Genomic DNA, 14,939 nt, shown 5'->3' with positions numbered 1-14,939 from the left:
GTAGCCAGTATAGGTTTTGGCATGTTTTTCAGAGTACAATATGTATACGACAAATTCATCCATAAAAAAACCTCCTAGGTTTTAGGAGGTCTAACATTTAGTAGCGAGATCGAGATTTGAACTCGAGACCTCCGGGTTATGAATCCGACGCTCTAACCAACTGAGCTACCTCGCCATATTTTGAGGCTGCAAATATAAAAACAAAATTGTAGCATACAAACAGAAGTTGCAGAAAATATTCTTGATTTTTTTTGCAAAACTTATTAATTAATGTATATATTGAGCATCATAAAATTGACAGTTACTTATGGACGATAAAATTAAGTTTGAAATTGAGTTTCCTATTCACGCATCACCGCAGCTATTGTATCAATATATTTCTACACCATCCGGACTGTCTGAATGGTTTTCGGATAATGTAAATTCTAGAGGGGAACTATTCACCTTTATATGGGATGGAAGTGAAGAACAAGCAAAATTATTAAGTAAAAAAAGTGGTGAGCGTGTCAAGTTTAGATGGTTGGCAGACGAGGAAGAGGAACTAAATTGTTATTTTGAAATCCGTATTCAGGTAGATGAAATCACTAAAGACGTTTCTTTAATAGTAACAGATTTTGCCGAAGAGGACGAAATTGAAGAAGCCAAAATGCTATGGGATAATCAAATTTCAGATTTAAAACAAGTACTTGGCTCAGCTTAGGGTAAAACGTATTTTAATCTTATATTTGTCCGCTATTACAACCTATTTAATAGCGGACTTTTTTTATGGTTAATTTTAACGGAACTATAGTAGATAACGAAACTTTAATAACATTAAACAATAGAGGTTATGCCTATGGCGATGCACTTTTTGAAACGGTAAAATCTGTTCATGGTAAATTGCTGTTTTGGGAAGACCATTATTTTCGTTTAATGGCCTCTATGCGAATTATGCGCATGGATATCCCCATGAATTTTACTTTGGAATTTTTAGAATCCCAAATTTTAAAAACATTGGAGTCCAATGAGTTACTAAATCAACCTGCCAGGATTAAATTAACAGTACACCGCAACGAAGGTGGTTTGTACTTACCAGACACTAATCATGTTGAGTTTGTAATTTCAGTTAAACCTTTGGAAACAGACCTGTATTTGTTTAATACTGGTGATTATGAGGTTGATCTGTTTAAGGATTATTACCTGTCACCAAGTTTGTTGTCTACGCTTAAGACGAACAATAAAGCCCTAAATGTTGTTGGAAGTATTTTTGCAAATGAAAATAAGTTGAATAATTGCCTGGTTTTGAACACCGACAAACATGTGGTAGAAGCCCTAAACGGCAATGTTTTTTTAATTAAAGGAAATAGCATAAAAACGCCTCCAATCACCGATGGTTGTTTAAAAGGTATTATGCGCAAGCAGATTATGGAACTAGTTAAAAAAAGCCCAGAATACCAATTGGAAGAGGCGTCTATATCGCCTTTTGAGCTTCAAAAGGCAGATGAAATTTTTATAAGCAATGTAATAGTTGGGATTCAGTCGGTAACCAAGTATAGGAAGAAAATGTTCAAGCAAGAGATTGCAAAAGACTTGCTTAAAAAATTGAATGTAACCGTAAGGTTAAGCTAATTGTAGTTAGGGTTTTCTGGGGCGTTGGACCAAATACTGTATTCGCCGCCTAGCTCGAGCATTTTTTCTTTCCAAAACGACTGGTGGTCCTTCTCAATAATATCTTTTTTATAGATATTTTCCGAAACGACCCAAGAACTAGCTTTAAGTTCTTCCTCTAATTGATCGGCATTCCAACCAGAGTACCCTAAAAAGAACCGAATGTCGTTTTCTTTTATGGTTTCATTGGCAATGAGTTCGGCTACTTTGTTAAAGTCACCACCCCAAAAAATGCCAAGGGAAATTTCGATACTGTTAGGGATCAATTCCGGGATTTTATGAATAAAGTATAAGTTGTCCTGCTCTACAGGACCACCGTTGTAAACTTTAAAGTAAGCTTCAACTTCGGGAATAAGGTCATTAATGGTGTACTCCAAAGGTTTATTCAATATAAAGCCTATAGAGCCCTCTTGGTTGTGGTCTGCCAATAAGACAATGGAACGGTTGAATGATACATCACCAATTATTGCAGGCTCGGCGATTAATAAATCGCCTTTTTTTGGTTTGAGAGTTATCATATTGTTGAGGATTTTTCATTTAAATCTAAGATATATTTGTTAAAAATGCAACAATATTAGGGGCTTAAATGAAAAAGCCCTCAAATATTTGAGGGCTTTTATGAAAATTTATGGTGTAAAATTAGTTTACTGCGTTTGATAAGTCTGAACCAGCTTTAAACTTTACAACATTTTTTGCTTTAATTTTGATAGTAGCACCTGTTTGTGGGTTTCTACCTTCTCTTGCAGATCTTTTAGAAACTGACCAAGAACCAAATCCAACTAAAGAAACGCGGTTTCCTTTTTGTAAAGCACCTTCAATCTCTATAAGAGCACATTCTAAAGCTTTTTTAGCAGCTGCTTTTGTAATTCCTGCGTGTTCTGCCATTGCATCGATTAAATCTGTTTTGTTCATAATATAAAATTTAAATTATTAATAAATTGGTTAAACATTTTTGTTAAATCCTCTACAAATTTATACGGATTATGCAATCATGCAAGTAATAGCAAGGGAAATACATAGGATTGTTAATAACTTGAGCTATTTGTTAATAAAGACCCCGTTTTTTATCGATGTTTTTGTCATGCCACTGTTGGTAGGGGTTTAGCGCATTTTAGCATGCTCATGGAATTGATAACCATTTAAAAGTGATTTGGTGTCCATTAATTTTTTACCTGGAAGCTTAATTTTTTCAATATGTATATATCCATTGCTAACAGCAACCTTTATTGCTTTCTTTGAAATAATTAAATGACCAGCTTCATATTGGTGTGAACTAACTTCTTTTTTGCTTTCATAAATTTTAATGTCCAATTCATCATTACCATTAACTAAGACACACCAAGCGGCAGGGTACGGGCTCAGTCCTCTAATTTTATTGTGAATAGTTTCCATGGTAGCGTTCCAATCAATTTTACAGTTCTCCCTATTGAGTTTATAGGCCGTCTTGATAGCTTCTGTTTCAACTTGGGGTGTTGTTTTTACTTCATTGTTTTCTATTTGCTTTACCGTTTTTAATACAAGATCGCTGCCGGCGTACATAAGTTTGTCGTGTAAGCTCCCTGCATTTTCATTGGCATCTATGTCTATTGCCTCTTGAAGAATCATTTCTCCAGTGTCAATTTTTTCATCAATAAAGAATGTCGATACTCCCGTTTTTGTTTCACCATTAATAATAGCCCAATTAATAGGGGCTGCGCCTCGGTAATTCGGTAATAAGGAGGCATGCAAGTTAAAAGTGCCATATGCCGGCATTTGCCAAACGGCCTTAGGCAACATCCTAAACGCAACCACAATTTGAAGATTGGCGTTTAGGGACTTTAACTCTTCTAAAAAGGCTTCGTTTTTTAAATTCGTGGGCTGTAGGATATTTAGGTTTTGTGACTTAGCATAGACTTTTACCGCACTTTCATGGAGTTTACGGCCTCGGCCAGCAGGTTTATCGGGGGCGGTGATAACCCCAACGATGTTATACTTGTTCTCTACTAAAGTCTTTAAAGTGGTAACCGCAAAATCTGGGGTACCCATAAATACAATTCTTAAATCCCTCATAAATGACTTAATTTATATGTGTTAGTTTCTGTAATAGTTATAATGTTATATTCCAGTAGCTGTTTCAGTACTTCAATAGTTTGTGCTTCAGGTGTTTTTAAATAAGTTATAATAGCCCTTGAAGATAGCTCGCCGTTTTCCAATAATTCAATAATACCATTTTGTAAACGTTTTAAGTCTGTTGTGTTTTTAGTTTTATCTTTACTTATGCATACTGAACAAATGCCACAGGGGTTTGTGTTGGTCTCTCCAAAATAGGTAAGTAACTGTATACTTTTACAAATGATATCGTTGTTCGTGTAATCGAGCATGGCTTTTACCTGCTCTTGTTTCAACTGGTTTTGTTGTTCTATTATTGAAGCAATACGGTTAATGGTCTTGTCGTCCTCTCTCGGCTCTATAAATGTTATTTGGGCATCGGTTTTTGCCAAATTTAGGGTGATGATCTCGTCTTTTTCCAATTGCTGTAAGACAAAAATAACACGTTGTTCGGATACCGAAGCCTTATCGGCAATTTTTAAGGTGTTTATTTTTGTAATGTGCTCAAAAATGCCGCCATACATTCTTAAGATGGACTTTATGACCATATCAAAATCGGGATGCATCTCCAAATAATTAAAAATGACATGGTTTGGTACTACAAACTGAGTGGTTACTTTATTGTTGAACTGCTTGGATAAACTAATTACGCTATTCCTATCTAATAGTAATAGTGTATTATAGCATAAAATAGAGTTGAAATTATAGGTTTTGCAAAAGGTATTAAAGTTGAAGTCGAAGGTACTATATTCGCCTTCACCATATGATATTTGAAAATAGTTGCACAGCTTTCGATAAACTTGTTTTACAAAGTCGACTGTTGGCAATATATTTAAAAACTGATTTTTAACCAGAACTTCATCGCTGTTGTTCTTTAAAATAACACAGAAGGCTTTGTTGCCATTACGCCCGGCGCGTCCCGCTTCCTGAAAATAACTTTCTATACTTTCCGGTAAATTTAAATGTATGACCGTTTTTACATCGGGCTTGTCTATACCCATACCAAAAGCATTGGTGGCAACCATAACTTGCTTTGTATTATGTAGCCATTGGTTCATGTGTTTGTCTTTCTCATCAGTGGCTAATCCGCCATGATAATAGGTAGAAGTTATATTTCTGGATTCTAAAAACGAACTGACCTCTAAGCTCAGCTTTCTATTTCTAACATAAACGATAGAAGGGGCTTTATGCTTTTTTAAAATGGTTTCAAGTCTATAGTATTTGTCGTCCTCATGAATTACCATATAAGCTAAATTGGGCCTGAAAAACGATTGCTTAAATACTTTGGGCTTAATAAAATCCAGCTCCTTTGTAATGTCCTCTACCACATTAGGTTTTGCCGAAGCCGTTAAAGCCACAACGTTTACTGTAGGTTGTAATTGCCTTAATAGCTTGATGTTTTTGTAAGCTGGCCTAAAGTCGTTGCCCCATTGTGAAATGCAATGGGCTTCATCGACCGCTATTAAATTAACATGCATCTGTCTTATGCGCTCTTGCACTAATTCCTGTTGCAAACGCTCTGGCGATAGGTATAAAAATTTATAGTTCCCATAAATACAATTGTCTAAAAGGGTGTCTAATTGCGAGAACGCAATTCCGCTGGTCAAAGCCATAGCTTTTATGCCTTTGTTGTTAAGCGATTGTACTTGGTCCTTCATTAATGCAATTAAAGGCGATATAACAATGCAAATCCCTTCTTTTGCCAGTGCGGGAATTTGATAGCATAACGATTTTCCTCCACCTGTGGGTAATAAGGCAAAGGTGTCTTCACCTTCAATAACCGATTGGATTATGGCTTCTTGCTGTGGTCTAAAAGCTGTAAACTTCCAATAGCGTTCCAATATGTTTATGGGATGTTCCATATTACATATTTATAAACTTTAAAATGAAGTTAGTTCGGTTTTCTACCGTATCGAATGGCACATCAATTAAAGTGTAATTATAATTTTTATAAGTATTTACCAAATGGTCGTGGATTTGTAAAGCCTGATCAAAATTTTCATAACGTTCATTGTCACTGGTATAAATCGCTTCCCAAGGTTTTAAAATAAAAACAGTATCGTAAACCAATGCTTTACAGGTGTCAATAAATGACTTTGGGTAAGTGTCACCAATAAAATCCATATAAGCCAAAACATCAGGAATACCCCTGTCAAAAAAAACAACATCGCTTACTAAATGGTTTGCTTCAATGTATTGTTTTTGTCTCCCCTTTAGTAATAATTCACTAAACAATAAGGGTTGGGTTAAGAACAGTTGGTCAATCCCATCCTTTTGAGCCTTCAGAGTTACTTGCCGGGATATTTCTTCCAAACAGGTATAATCCCGTTTTATCAATTCATTTATAATGGATGACTTTCCAGTTCCGGGTCCCCCGGTAATAATAATTTTTTTTGCGTTCAAAATTGGCAGGATTTTGGATGTAAAATTCGTAATTTAACAGTTATAAAAAAAATAGAAAGGAAACACTATATTTCCTTGATAAACTTAAAGTACTTAAAATTTAAGTTCACATAGGTAACCACTTCATTAATACATGGATTTTTGTGTTTGTTTTATGAGTTTGCAAATGAAAAAAATCATGTACTTTTGCAGACTATAACAAAAGGTATGGACAACAATTCAAATTCTGAAGCATTTTACGAAAAACTAAAGGGGCAACTCTATGAAACCAATAGTTGGCCAGCAGAATATTTATATAAGTTTATAGTAAAGTCTGATATAAAAAAAATAGCAGCGATTGAAGCTATTTTCGATAATATGGGGGCTGTTATTAATACTGTGGAATCCAAGAATGGTAAATATACCAGTGTATCTGTTAATTTGTTAATGAGAAGTCCTAATGCAGTAATAGATAAATATAAGGAAGTTGCAGAAAAAGTAGAAGGGGTTATAAGTCTTTAGATTTTTTTTGTATTTTGCACAGGCACAATAACTACAAGCCAAAACATTAATTCTACACATAAATTTTGATAGACGATTTAGAGTACAACACGGAGCGTGAACATTTAATCATTCCAGAATATGGACGCCATATTCAAAAGATGATTAACTATGCCAAAACAAGGGCAACCAAGGAAGAACGAGATAAACTAGCTAAAGCTATTATTGCCGTAATGGGTAACTTACAGCCACATTTGCGTGACGTTCCGGATTTTCAACATAAACTTTGGGATCAGCTTTTTATCATGTCCAATTTTGAATTGGATGCGGAATCTCCATTTTCCAAACCATCAAAGGAACTTTTTGATGAACGCCCAGAACCACTAAAGTATCCACAAAACCATCCTAAGTACAGATTTTATGGTAATAACATTAAAACCATGATAGATGTAGCCAATACCTGGGAGGATGGCGACCTAAAGGAAGCATTGGTATATACCATTGCCAACCATATGAAAAAGTGTTTTTTAAACTGGAATAAAGATACGGTTGAAGATGAGGTGATTTACGAACATTTGTATGAGCTTTCCGGAGGTAGAATAAACTTGAAGAATTCAGAAGAAGATCTTTCGGATGCCACAAGTTTAATGCGATCAAAAAGTAAATATTCAGGAAAAAAAGGACATAAGAAAAGTACCAACCGTCAAAGAAAACGCTACTAGCATTTATGGGATTGTTTAAAATTGAAGGAGGGCATCAGCTAAAAGGCAGCATTCAGCCTCAAGGTGCAAAAAATGAAGCCTTACAAATTTTGTGTGCTGTATTGTTAACCCCTGAAAAGGTTATCATTAACAACATACCAGATATTGTTGATGTTAACAAACTTATTAGCCTATTAAAAAAGCTTGGGGTTAAGGTTGAAAAGCTTGCTAAAGGTAGCTATAGTTTTCAAGCTGATGATGTTGATTTAGACTATTTAGAATCCGACCAATTTAAGGTGGATGGCAGAGGACTTAGAGGTTCCATTATGATAGTAGGGCCTTTATTGGCACGCTTTGGTAAGGGCTATATCCCTAAACCTGGGGGCGATAAAATAGGCCGCCGTCGTTTAGATACCCATTTTGAAGGTCTTATCAAACTAGGTGCTAAATTTGGTTATAGTCGTGAGGAACAGTTCTATGGTGTTGAAGCTAAAAAACTAAAAGGCACCTATATGCTTTTGGAGGAAGCTTCGGTAACTGGAACGGCCAATATTGTTATGGCAGCCGTACTTGCCGAAGGACAGACCACTATATATAATGCCGCTTGTGAGCCCTATTTACAGCAATTATGCAAAATGCTGAATAGGATGGGAGCCAAAATTAGTGGTGTTGGATCCAATATGTTGGTAATTGATGGGGTTGAAGCTTTAGGAGGCACAGACCATACCATGTTGCCCGATATGATTGAAATAGGAAGCTGGATTGGTTTGGCGGCAATGACCAAAAGTGAACTCACTATAACCAATGTAAGCTGGAACGATTTAGGGATTATTCCCAATGTGTTTAGAAAATTGGGGATCACCGTTGAAAGGCAAGGTGATAATATTCATATTCCTGCCCATACCAATGGGTACGAAATACAAAGTTTTATTGATGGTTCCATTCTTACCATTTCAGATGCTCCGTGGCCAGGTTTTACACCAGATTTATTGAGTATTATACTGGTTGTGGCTACACAGGCCAGAGGTAGTGTTCTGGTGCACCAAAAAATGTTTGAAAGCCGTTTGTTCTTCGTGGATAAACTTATCGATATGGGTGCTAAAATTATCTTGTGCGACCCACACCGTGCTACCGTTATTGGCCATGATTTTAAATCGACGTTAAAGGCTATGACCATGACCTCTCCCGATATACGTGCCGGAGTGTCCTTGCTTATCGCTGCATTGTCGGCTAAAGGAACTTCCACCATACAAAACATAGAGCAAATAGATCGTGGTTATGAGCGTATAGATGAACGCTTAAGGGCTATAGGAGCGCATATTGAACGGGTGGAGTAACCGCTTTAAGGAATAGCTATCATTTTAATAATGATAACATGCCCTATTTTAATCGTTAAGTGCTTTTTTATAGGTGTTTAGGCACCGCTCACGAGCAAACTTATGATCAACAATAGGCTGGGGGTAGGTGAGTTCTTGATAATCTGGCACCCATTGTTTGATGTATTCTAAATTTTTATCAAACTTTTCAATTTGTGTTGTCGGGTTAAAGATTCTAAAATAAGGCGCAGCATCTACACCACACCCAGCTACCCATTGCCAATTACCTACATTACTGGCCATGTCGTAATCGTGTAGTTTTTCGGCAAAATAGGCTTCACCCCAACGCCAATCTATAAGCAGATGTTTACATAAAAAACTGGCAACTAGCATGCGTACCCGATTATGCATAAACCCCGTTTTGTTTAATTGCCCCATACCAGCATCAACCAAAGGGTAACCGGTTTTGCCAACACACCATGCCTCGAACTCCTTTTCGTTATTGCGCCATTGAATACGGTCGTATTTGGGTTTAAAAGCATCTTTAACAGTATGTGGAAAATGCCATAGGATTTGCATAAAAAATTCACGCCAAATCAATTCTTGCCAGAAGGTTTCGTTCTTTTCAGCTATCGCTTTTTTAATTACTTTACGAATGCTAACCGTTCCAAACCTTAAATGGGGACCTAGTCTGGATGTTGTATCTTTAGCAGGGAAGTTTCGGGTGCCTTCATAATTTTGGATAAGGGCAGGTGCAGTGTTATATGCTGCTATGGTTTGCTGTGATTTAGTAAACCCAATATCAGATAGGCTCAAATTTGATGATTGTGGATGTTTTACAAGATTACCTAAGAATTTATTGGTATGAAAGATTTTTAAATTATGAGACTTAAACTTAGCTTTCCAAGCTTTCATATAGGGTGTATACACAACATAAGGAGAGCCATCGGCTTTTACAACGTCATTTTTTTCAAAAACAACTTGGTCTTTAAAGGTTTTAAAAGCGATATCATGTGCTTTTAAAGCAGCCTTTATTTCATTATCCCGCATTTGGGCATAAGGCTCATAATCATGATTGGTATATACAGTTTGTATATGAAAGTCGGTAACCAATTGCTCAAATATAGTTATTGGTCTTCCATAAAACAATGCAATATCACTATTAAAACGTTCTTGAAGTTTACCCTTCATTTTCTGAAGGGTTTCATGGATAAATGTTACACGGGCATCATCTTTGGGTAGATTCTCCAGAATTTCGGTATCGAAGATAAAAAGGGGCAATACAGGGTGTTCTCCCTTTAAAGCTTCATAAAAACCAAGGTTATCATCCAGTCGCAAGTCACGACGAAACCAAAATATGTTTATGGGGTGTGCCATTTAATATGTTGCGAAGCAAACCTCTAGCCTTTTATAAGGATTTTAAATAGAATGCCATTAAAAAATTATGGTCTACCCTTTAAACGCTTTTCAATTTTTTGTTTAATCACGGTTAATCTTTTCATGAGTTCCATAAGTTCTGGATCTTTATCTTTTTTGTACAGATCGTTTAAAGCTAAAATTAAATTTTTAACTTCTCTAGAGGACTCAATGCGTTCGCTTGTCGTTTTGAAGGTGTGTTTGCGTTGCTCAAATTCAAGGGCTTTATCAATAATCTCCATAGTCTTCTAATCTTTTCAATTTTTTTAAGAATTTGACAATATAATAAATTCTTAATGATTGATGGTTTTTGAAGCGTTCTATTAAGGAAATTTTAATAAATTATTTTTTTTAATACTATTTTTTGAAGAAAAACGATTGTTATTGGACGATATAACTTAGTCGTTAACAGCAATTCTTGTCTTTTGTTAATTTACAACTAGATACTGCTACTATTGCTCCCAATATTGGAGCAGTAATATACAACCATAAATATTGAAGGTTTCCTGTAAATAGGGCAGGGGCTATGGAGCGAATGGGGTTCATGGAAGCTTTTGTCATAGGACCAGCGAACATGGCTTCCAATAGGATAACCCCACCAACGGCAATACCTGCCATGGTGCCAATTTCCTTACTTCCTGTAGAAACATTAATGATAACGATCATTAAAAAGAAGGTGAGTAAAAATTCCAATATAGCTGCCTTGTATGAAGGAAATCCACTGGCCGGTATGGTTTCTCCCAAAGATGAACTATCAGGAAATAAAAACCAAAGTAAAAAAGCTGCTAGGATAGCACCTATGGCTTGTGCACATATATATTTAGGGACTTTTTGCCATGGAAATTTTTTGGCAAAGGCAAAGCCTATGGTTACTGCGGGATTAAAATGGGCGCCAGAAATTTCACCAAAAGCATATATCATGGCCATGACAATAAGGCCCCAAGTTGCAGCTACGCCAACATGGGAAATACTTCCATTAGTTATTTCATTGATGGTCATGGCGCCGCAACCACAAAATACCATGGCGAAGGTGCCAATAGTTTCAGCATAATATTGTTTCATTTTGAAAATTTTTCACAAAGATACAATACAGTTTTTTAAGCTTTTGTTAACAGTAAAGCCTTTTTTAATTATTAAATTTATTGAATTCAAAAAACTAATTTTAATCAATAATAAGATGAAGAAACTACTATTACTTTTTATGACCTGTGCAACAATTTATTCGGTTAATGCACAAGTAAAAACACCGGCTCCCAGTCCATTTTCTAAGTTAGAGCAAAAAGTTGGATTAACCGATGTGACTTTAGAATACTCTAGACCAGGAGTTAAAGGGAGAACCGTTTTTGGAGATTTGGTGCCTTATGGTAAAATATGGCGAACAGGAGCTAATGCAAGAACAAAAATAACCTTTAGTACAGATGCTACTGTTGATGGGCAAACCTTAAAAGCAGGATCGTACTCTATTTTTACTGTTCCCAATAGTGAATCTTGGGAGGTTGTTTTTTATAACGATGGCAAAGAGTTTGGCACGCCTAATGAATTTGATCAGCAATATGTGGCAGCTAAAACTACTGTAAAGTCACATCCTGTACCATTTAATGTTGAAACTTTTACTATGGATATTAATAATATCACTAACAGTAGTGCTACCCTGGATTTAATTTGGGAAAAAACGTATTTGGCTGTACCGTTTAGCGTGCCAACCGATGCTGCTGTTGTTGCCAGTATTAATAAGATAATGAATGGACCAAGTTCTAGTGATTATTTTCAAGCGGCGGTTTATTATTTACAAGAAGACAAAGATATAGAGCAAGCTAAAGCTTGGATAGATAAAGCGGTAGAAATGGATAAAGACCAACCAAGGTTTTGGGTGTTAAGACAGCAGTCATTAATTCATGCCAAAGCAGGAGATAAATCTGGTGCCATTGCTGCGGCGAAAGCTTCACTTATGTATGCAGAGAAAGCGGGTAATGCCGATTATGTGAAAATGAACAAAGACTCGCTTAAAGAGTGGGGTGCTATGTAGATACAGGAACTTAAAGTTGCTATAAAAAAACCTAACGCAATTCACGTTAGGTTTTTTTATGGGCGTAAAGAAGTGAAATTTAAGATATTGAAAAGTATTTTTCCGTTAAATGCTTTATATTAGTAGAATGTAATGCCACCTTATCTATCGTTTCTGACTTTTAACTTTAATGATCCATGTAAATGCCAAACCAATTATCTATTGATGATGAATTTATTAGGAAGGTTACTGTTTTAATTGAAACCAACCTAGCCAACGAACAGTTTGGTGTTAACGAACTATCTGAAGAAATTGGAGTTAGTAGGTCGCAATTGCACAGGAAATTAAATTCACTTACGGGTAAATCCACAAGTCAGTTTATAAGAGAGTATAGACTGGAAAAAGCAATGGTCATGTTACAAGATAATGTGGCTACCGTATCTGAAATTGCCTATCGAGTTGGTTTTGGTAGCCCTACATATTTTAACTCAAGTTTTAGTGATTATTATGGTTATCCGCCAGGAGAGGTTAAATATAGAACGGTAAAACCAGAAGAAAAAGAGACAATAAATTCAGTTAGTTCTACAGTTTCAGATTCAAAAATAAAAAAGAAGTTAGGGTCGATTAAAAAAGAAAGGAAGTTTCGAAGGCGACAAATTTTAATTCTATTAGGAAGTATTTTGTTTATTGTTTTGGGTTACTATGCACTAAAAAGCTCAGGAGAAAATAAAATGGGAAGTGCCATAACTAATGGCGTGCATGAAAAATCTATAGCTGTATTGCCTTTTAAAAATTTAAGTGCCGACCCAAGCAATCAATATTTTGCCGATGGCATGCGAGATGATATTATCAATCATTTGTCTAAAATAAAGGATGTTGTTGTGAAGTCCAGACAATCCTCAGATAGATATGGTGTTAGTGATTTATCGGGGTTGGAGATAGGCGAGGCCTTGGGAGTTAATTACATTATCGATGGAAGTGTACAGCGGTACGAAGGTAGAATTAAAGTTATTGTATACCTTATTAATGCTAAGAACGATACTCATTTGTGGTCCAAAGATTTCGATCGGGAATTTGAGGATATTTTCTTTTTGGAAAGTGAAATTTCAAGATTGATCGCTAAAGAATTGGATTTGGTATTATCTCCAGCAGAGTTGGAACAAATAGATAAGATACCAACAAAGAATTTAGAAGCTTATAACTTGTATTTAAAAGGCCATTATTTTTTATATGATTTTTCCGGGGATGGCTTTCAATTAGCAGAAAAATATTTTAACCAGAGTATAGCATTGGATCCGGAATTTGCATTACCTTATTCTGGTTTGGCCTTACTGCATTTATATAAAGGGTTCCCAACACTCTCAGAGCAAGATTATTTAACGGCAAAGGATTATGCTTTAAAAGCAATTAAACTTGATAATAGTTTAGCGGAAACCCATCGTGCTTTGGGGCTAGTTTATATGGAGTTTGAATGGAAATGGGAAGATGCCGAAAAAGAATTTCTAAGAGCTGTAGACATCGATCCTAAAAACCCAGGAGTATTAGTTACCTATGCGAGGTATTTAACGTATATAAAAGGAGATTTTGTTAAGGCCAGAGAATTTATAGATAAGGCTTTATCGATTGCGCCAGTATCCTATTATATAAACATTTTAAGTTCAGAGTGTTATATGTTAACTGAAGAATATGACAAGGCTTTGGAAGAATCAAAAAAAGCCAAGGAAATTGATTATAAAGATGGATGGGCGTCCTGGATTAATTTCTTAATATATGCCAAGAAAGGTCAAGATGAGAAAGCGGTAGACGAACTGGTTGAAAATTGGAGCTTAAACCCAAGTGCTAAAGTAAACGTGTCCCCCATGCTAGAGGCCTTTAAAAAAGGAGGTATAGATGGTGTGTTTAGGTGGATTAATGATTTGGATATAAACCATGCAAATGAAGAGCACGTTCAGCATAATGCCTATTGGATAGCGCAGAAATATGCTTATTTAAATGAAGATGAGGAGGCCATGAAATGGTTGAACATAGCATTCAATAGAAATAATGTTGAATTGTATAGAATAAAATACGATCACTTTTTTAATAATCTACATCAAAACCCTGAATTTTTAAAACTGTTGGAAAAAATGAATTTAGGTGATTACCAACAATACAAAAGTTATAAAGATTAGTTAGATACTAGAGAAACAACATAATTTAAAGCCTTCAAATTATGTTCAATGTCCTTTAAAATTTATTTTGAATTTATTGCAACATAGCTGTTAAGTACTGTATTTGTTATTGTTTCATATTTGTTTAAACGTTAATCACTAATCTTTAAACTTATAAAGTCATGAAAACAATCCTATTACTTACAGCAACATTATTTATTGCCCAATTGGGGTTTTCCCAAAGTGAAACAGCTAATTTATTAGCGCTTAATACGAAAAAGGAGTCTCCTTATATGGTAAAGAAATCACCAAGATTACTTAATGCAGATTATATAGATCAAGTTACAGAAAGGTCTATGGCCAATCATGTTAGGGCTTTAGAGTTACAGGTATCCAACTTCGATGTTACATCTGCTTCAGCATATAAAGGGAAAGCCAAGCCTTTTGAAGTCGTATTTCAATCCAACAAAGGTTTTATTAAAGCTTTTTATGATGAAAATGGCAAGGTTTTAGAAACCGTTGAAAAATTTAAAGACGTAAAACTTCCTAATGCCGTAAGGGATAATATTTTTAAAGCATACTCTAATGCAACATTATTAAGAACAGATTATTATGCTTCCTACAAAAACGGTAGTGTTGAAAAGACCTATGAGGTTACCATCAAAAATAATAAGTCTAAAATAAAAATACGTGTAAACTCAAATGGAGAAATATTATAAATGCTTGGAATTGC

Annotated in this window: 16 protein-coding genes and 1 tRNA gene; 8 read left to right on the top strand and 9 right to left on the bottom strand. The window is 35.4% G+C overall.

The window, feature by feature from the left end:
• Positions 1 to 101: 101 nt before the first annotated feature.
• Positions 102 to 175 (bottom strand) — tRNA-Met (locus MR062_RS16155).
• Between the two features lie 132 nt (positions 176 to 307).
• Here MR062_RS16155 and MR062_RS16150 point away from each other — a divergent pair.
• Positions 308 to 700, top strand: coding sequence for an START-like domain-containing protein (locus MR062_RS16150; RefSeq protein WP_242206164.1), 393 nt, complete (start codon positions 308 to 310; stop codon positions 698 to 700).
• A gap of 65 nt (positions 701 to 765) precedes the next feature.
• Positions 766 to 1,608 carry an aminotransferase class IV gene (locus MR062_RS16145; RefSeq protein WP_242206162.1) on the top strand — a complete coding sequence of 281 codons (843 nt, stop codon included), beginning with the start codon at positions 766 to 768 and terminating at the stop codon, positions 1,606 to 1,608.
• Here the strand turns inward: MR062_RS16145 and MR062_RS16140 are convergent.
• The 5 genes from MR062_RS16140 to MR062_RS16120 all read right to left on the bottom strand — a co-directional run bounded on the left by MR062_RS16140 (position 1,605) and on the right by MR062_RS16120 (position 6,138).
• A complete protein-coding gene (locus MR062_RS16140) occupies positions 1,605 to 2,165 on the bottom strand; it encodes a YqgE/AlgH family protein (protein ID WP_242206160.1) in 561 nt (186 codons plus the stop codon). The two genes, MR062_RS16145 and MR062_RS16140, sit on opposite strands and share 4 nt — an antisense overlap.
• A 121-nt stretch (positions 2,166 to 2,286) precedes the next feature.
• Positions 2,287 to 2,559 (bottom strand): HU family DNA-binding protein, encoded by a 273-nt coding sequence (locus MR062_RS16135; RefSeq protein WP_019386644.1) that lies wholly within the window; start codon positions 2,557 to 2,559, stop codon positions 2,287 to 2,289.
• Positions 2,560 to 2,748: 189 nt separating this feature from the next.
• Positions 2,749 to 3,696, bottom strand: coding sequence for a methionyl-tRNA formyltransferase (gene fmt, locus MR062_RS16130; protein WP_242206159.1), 948 nt, complete (start codon positions 3,694 to 3,696; stop codon positions 2,749 to 2,751).
• A complete protein-coding gene (locus MR062_RS16125) occupies positions 3,693 to 5,597 on the bottom strand; it encodes a RecQ family ATP-dependent DNA helicase (RefSeq protein ID WP_242206157.1) in 1,905 nt (634 codons plus the stop codon). The genes fmt and MR062_RS16125 overlap by 4 nt, the downstream gene beginning before the upstream one ends.
• Position 5,598: 1 nt before the next feature.
• Complete coding sequence (locus MR062_RS16120; RefSeq protein WP_242206155.1) at positions 5,599 to 6,138, bottom strand: AAA family ATPase; 540 nt, start codon at positions 6,136 to 6,138, stop codon at positions 5,599 to 5,601.
• 207 nt (positions 6,139 to 6,345) lie between these two features.
• Between MR062_RS16120 and MR062_RS16115 the strand changes: the two genes are divergently transcribed.
• From MR062_RS16115 to murA, 3 genes are all read left to right on the top strand, one after another.
• Positions 6,346 to 6,639, top strand: a complete 294-nt coding sequence (locus tag MR062_RS16115; protein WP_242206166.1) for a DUF493 family protein — start codon at positions 6,346 to 6,348, stop codon at positions 6,637 to 6,639.
• Positions 6,640 to 6,704: 65 nt separating this feature from the next.
• The gene (locus tag MR062_RS16110) at positions 6,705 to 7,340 is read left to right on the top strand and encodes a DUF4290 domain-containing protein (protein WP_242206153.1); all 636 of its coding nucleotides are present in this window, start codon (positions 6,705 to 6,707) and stop codon (positions 7,338 to 7,340) included.
• A 5-nt stretch (positions 7,341 to 7,345) separates the two neighbouring features.
• Entirely contained in the window at positions 7,346 to 8,656 is a 1,311-nt protein-coding gene (gene murA / locus MR062_RS16105; RefSeq protein ID WP_242206151.1) for a UDP-N-acetylglucosamine 1-carboxyvinyltransferase, read from the top strand.
• Between the two features lie 48 nt (positions 8,657 to 8,704).
• On the opposite strand, the gene MR062_RS16100 is transcribed toward murA, so the two are convergent.
• From MR062_RS16100 to MR062_RS16090, 3 genes are all read right to left on the bottom strand, one after another.
• Positions 8,705 to 10,012: a cryptochrome/photolyase family protein gene (locus tag MR062_RS16100; RefSeq protein WP_242206150.1), complete on the bottom strand. Its 1,308-nt coding sequence runs from the start codon at positions 10,010 to 10,012 to the stop codon at positions 8,705 to 8,707.
• Positions 10,013 to 10,077: 65 nt separating this feature from the next.
• Positions 10,078 to 10,293, bottom strand: coding sequence for a hypothetical protein (locus MR062_RS16095; RefSeq protein WP_242206148.1), 216 nt, complete (start codon positions 10,291 to 10,293; stop codon positions 10,078 to 10,080).
• 163 nt (positions 10,294 to 10,456) lie between these two features.
• A complete protein-coding gene (locus MR062_RS16090) occupies positions 10,457 to 11,113 on the bottom strand; it encodes an MIP/aquaporin family protein (RefSeq protein WP_242206146.1) in 657 nt (218 codons plus the stop codon).
• A gap of 115 nt (positions 11,114 to 11,228) precedes the next feature.
• On the opposite strand from MR062_RS16090, the gene MR062_RS16085 reads away from it, so the two are divergent.
• From MR062_RS16085 to MR062_RS16075, 3 genes are all read left to right on the top strand, one after another.
• On the top strand, positions 11,229 to 12,077 hold the full coding sequence (locus MR062_RS16085) for a DUF2911 domain-containing protein (RefSeq protein ID WP_242206145.1): 849 nt from the start codon (positions 11,229 to 11,231) through the stop codon (positions 12,075 to 12,077).
• 182 nt (positions 12,078 to 12,259) lie between these two features.
• Entirely contained in the window at positions 12,260 to 14,227 is a 1,968-nt protein-coding gene (locus MR062_RS16080; protein WP_242206143.1) for a helix-turn-helix domain-containing protein, read from the top strand.
• Positions 14,228 to 14,388: 161 nt separating this feature from the next.
• A complete protein-coding gene (locus MR062_RS16075) occupies positions 14,389 to 14,925 on the top strand; it encodes a hypothetical protein (protein ID WP_242206141.1) in 537 nt (178 codons plus the stop codon).
• Positions 14,926 to 14,939 lie beyond the last annotated feature (14 nt).

This window comes from Aestuariivivens insulae (genome assembly GCF_022662195.1).
Taxonomy (GTDB): domain Bacteria; phylum Bacteroidota; class Bacteroidia; order Flavobacteriales; family Flavobacteriaceae; genus Aestuariivivens; species Aestuariivivens insulae.
This window is presented reverse-complemented; position numbering and strand designations above follow the sequence as displayed.

What these genes read in the sequence shown, in the direction of transcription:
- MR062_RS16150 (WP_242206164.1), top strand. Translation starts at nt 308, where the DNA reads ATGGACGATAAAATTAAGTTTGAAATTGAGTTTCCTATTCACGCATCA.
- murA (WP_242206151.1), top strand. Translation starts at nt 7,346, where the DNA reads ATGGGATTGTTTAAAATTGAAGGAGGGCATCAGCTAAAAGGCAGCATT.
- MR062_RS16135 (WP_019386644.1), bottom strand. Translation starts at nt 2,559, where the DNA reads ATGAACAAAACAGATTTAATCGATGCAATGGCAGAACACGCAGGAATT.
- MR062_RS16085 (WP_242206145.1), top strand. Translation starts at nt 11,229, where the DNA reads ATGAAGAAACTACTATTACTTTTTATGACCTGTGCAACAATTTATTCG.
- MR062_RS16115 (WP_242206166.1), top strand. Translation starts at nt 6,346, where the DNA reads ATGGACAACAATTCAAATTCTGAAGCATTTTACGAAAAACTAAAGGGG.
- MR062_RS16145 (WP_242206162.1), top strand. Translation starts at nt 766, where the DNA reads ATGGTTAATTTTAACGGAACTATAGTAGATAACGAAACTTTAATAACA.
- MR062_RS16090 (WP_242206146.1), bottom strand. Translation starts at nt 11,113, where the DNA reads ATGAAACAATATTATGCTGAAACTATTGGCACCTTCGCCATGGTATTT.
- MR062_RS16095 (WP_242206148.1), bottom strand. Translation starts at nt 10,293, where the DNA reads ATGGAGATTATTGATAAAGCCCTTGAATTTGAGCAACGCAAACACACC.
- MR062_RS16140 (WP_242206160.1), bottom strand. Translation starts at nt 2,165, where the DNA reads ATGATAACTCTCAAACCAAAAAAAGGCGATTTATTAATCGCCGAGCCT.
- MR062_RS16125 (WP_242206157.1), bottom strand. Translation starts at nt 5,597, where the DNA reads ATGGAACATCCCATAAACATATTGGAACGCTATTGGAAGTTTACAGCT.
- MR062_RS16075 (WP_242206141.1), top strand. Translation starts at nt 14,389, where the DNA reads ATGAAAACAATCCTATTACTTACAGCAACATTATTTATTGCCCAATTG.
- MR062_RS16080 (WP_242206143.1), top strand. Translation starts at nt 12,260, where the DNA reads ATGCCAAACCAATTATCTATTGATGATGAATTTATTAGGAAGGTTACT.
- MR062_RS16100 (WP_242206150.1), bottom strand. Translation starts at nt 10,012, where the DNA reads ATGGCACACCCCATAAACATATTTTGGTTTCGTCGTGACTTGCGACTG.
- fmt (WP_242206159.1), bottom strand. Translation starts at nt 3,696, where the DNA reads ATGAGGGATTTAAGAATTGTATTTATGGGTACCCCAGATTTTGCGGTT.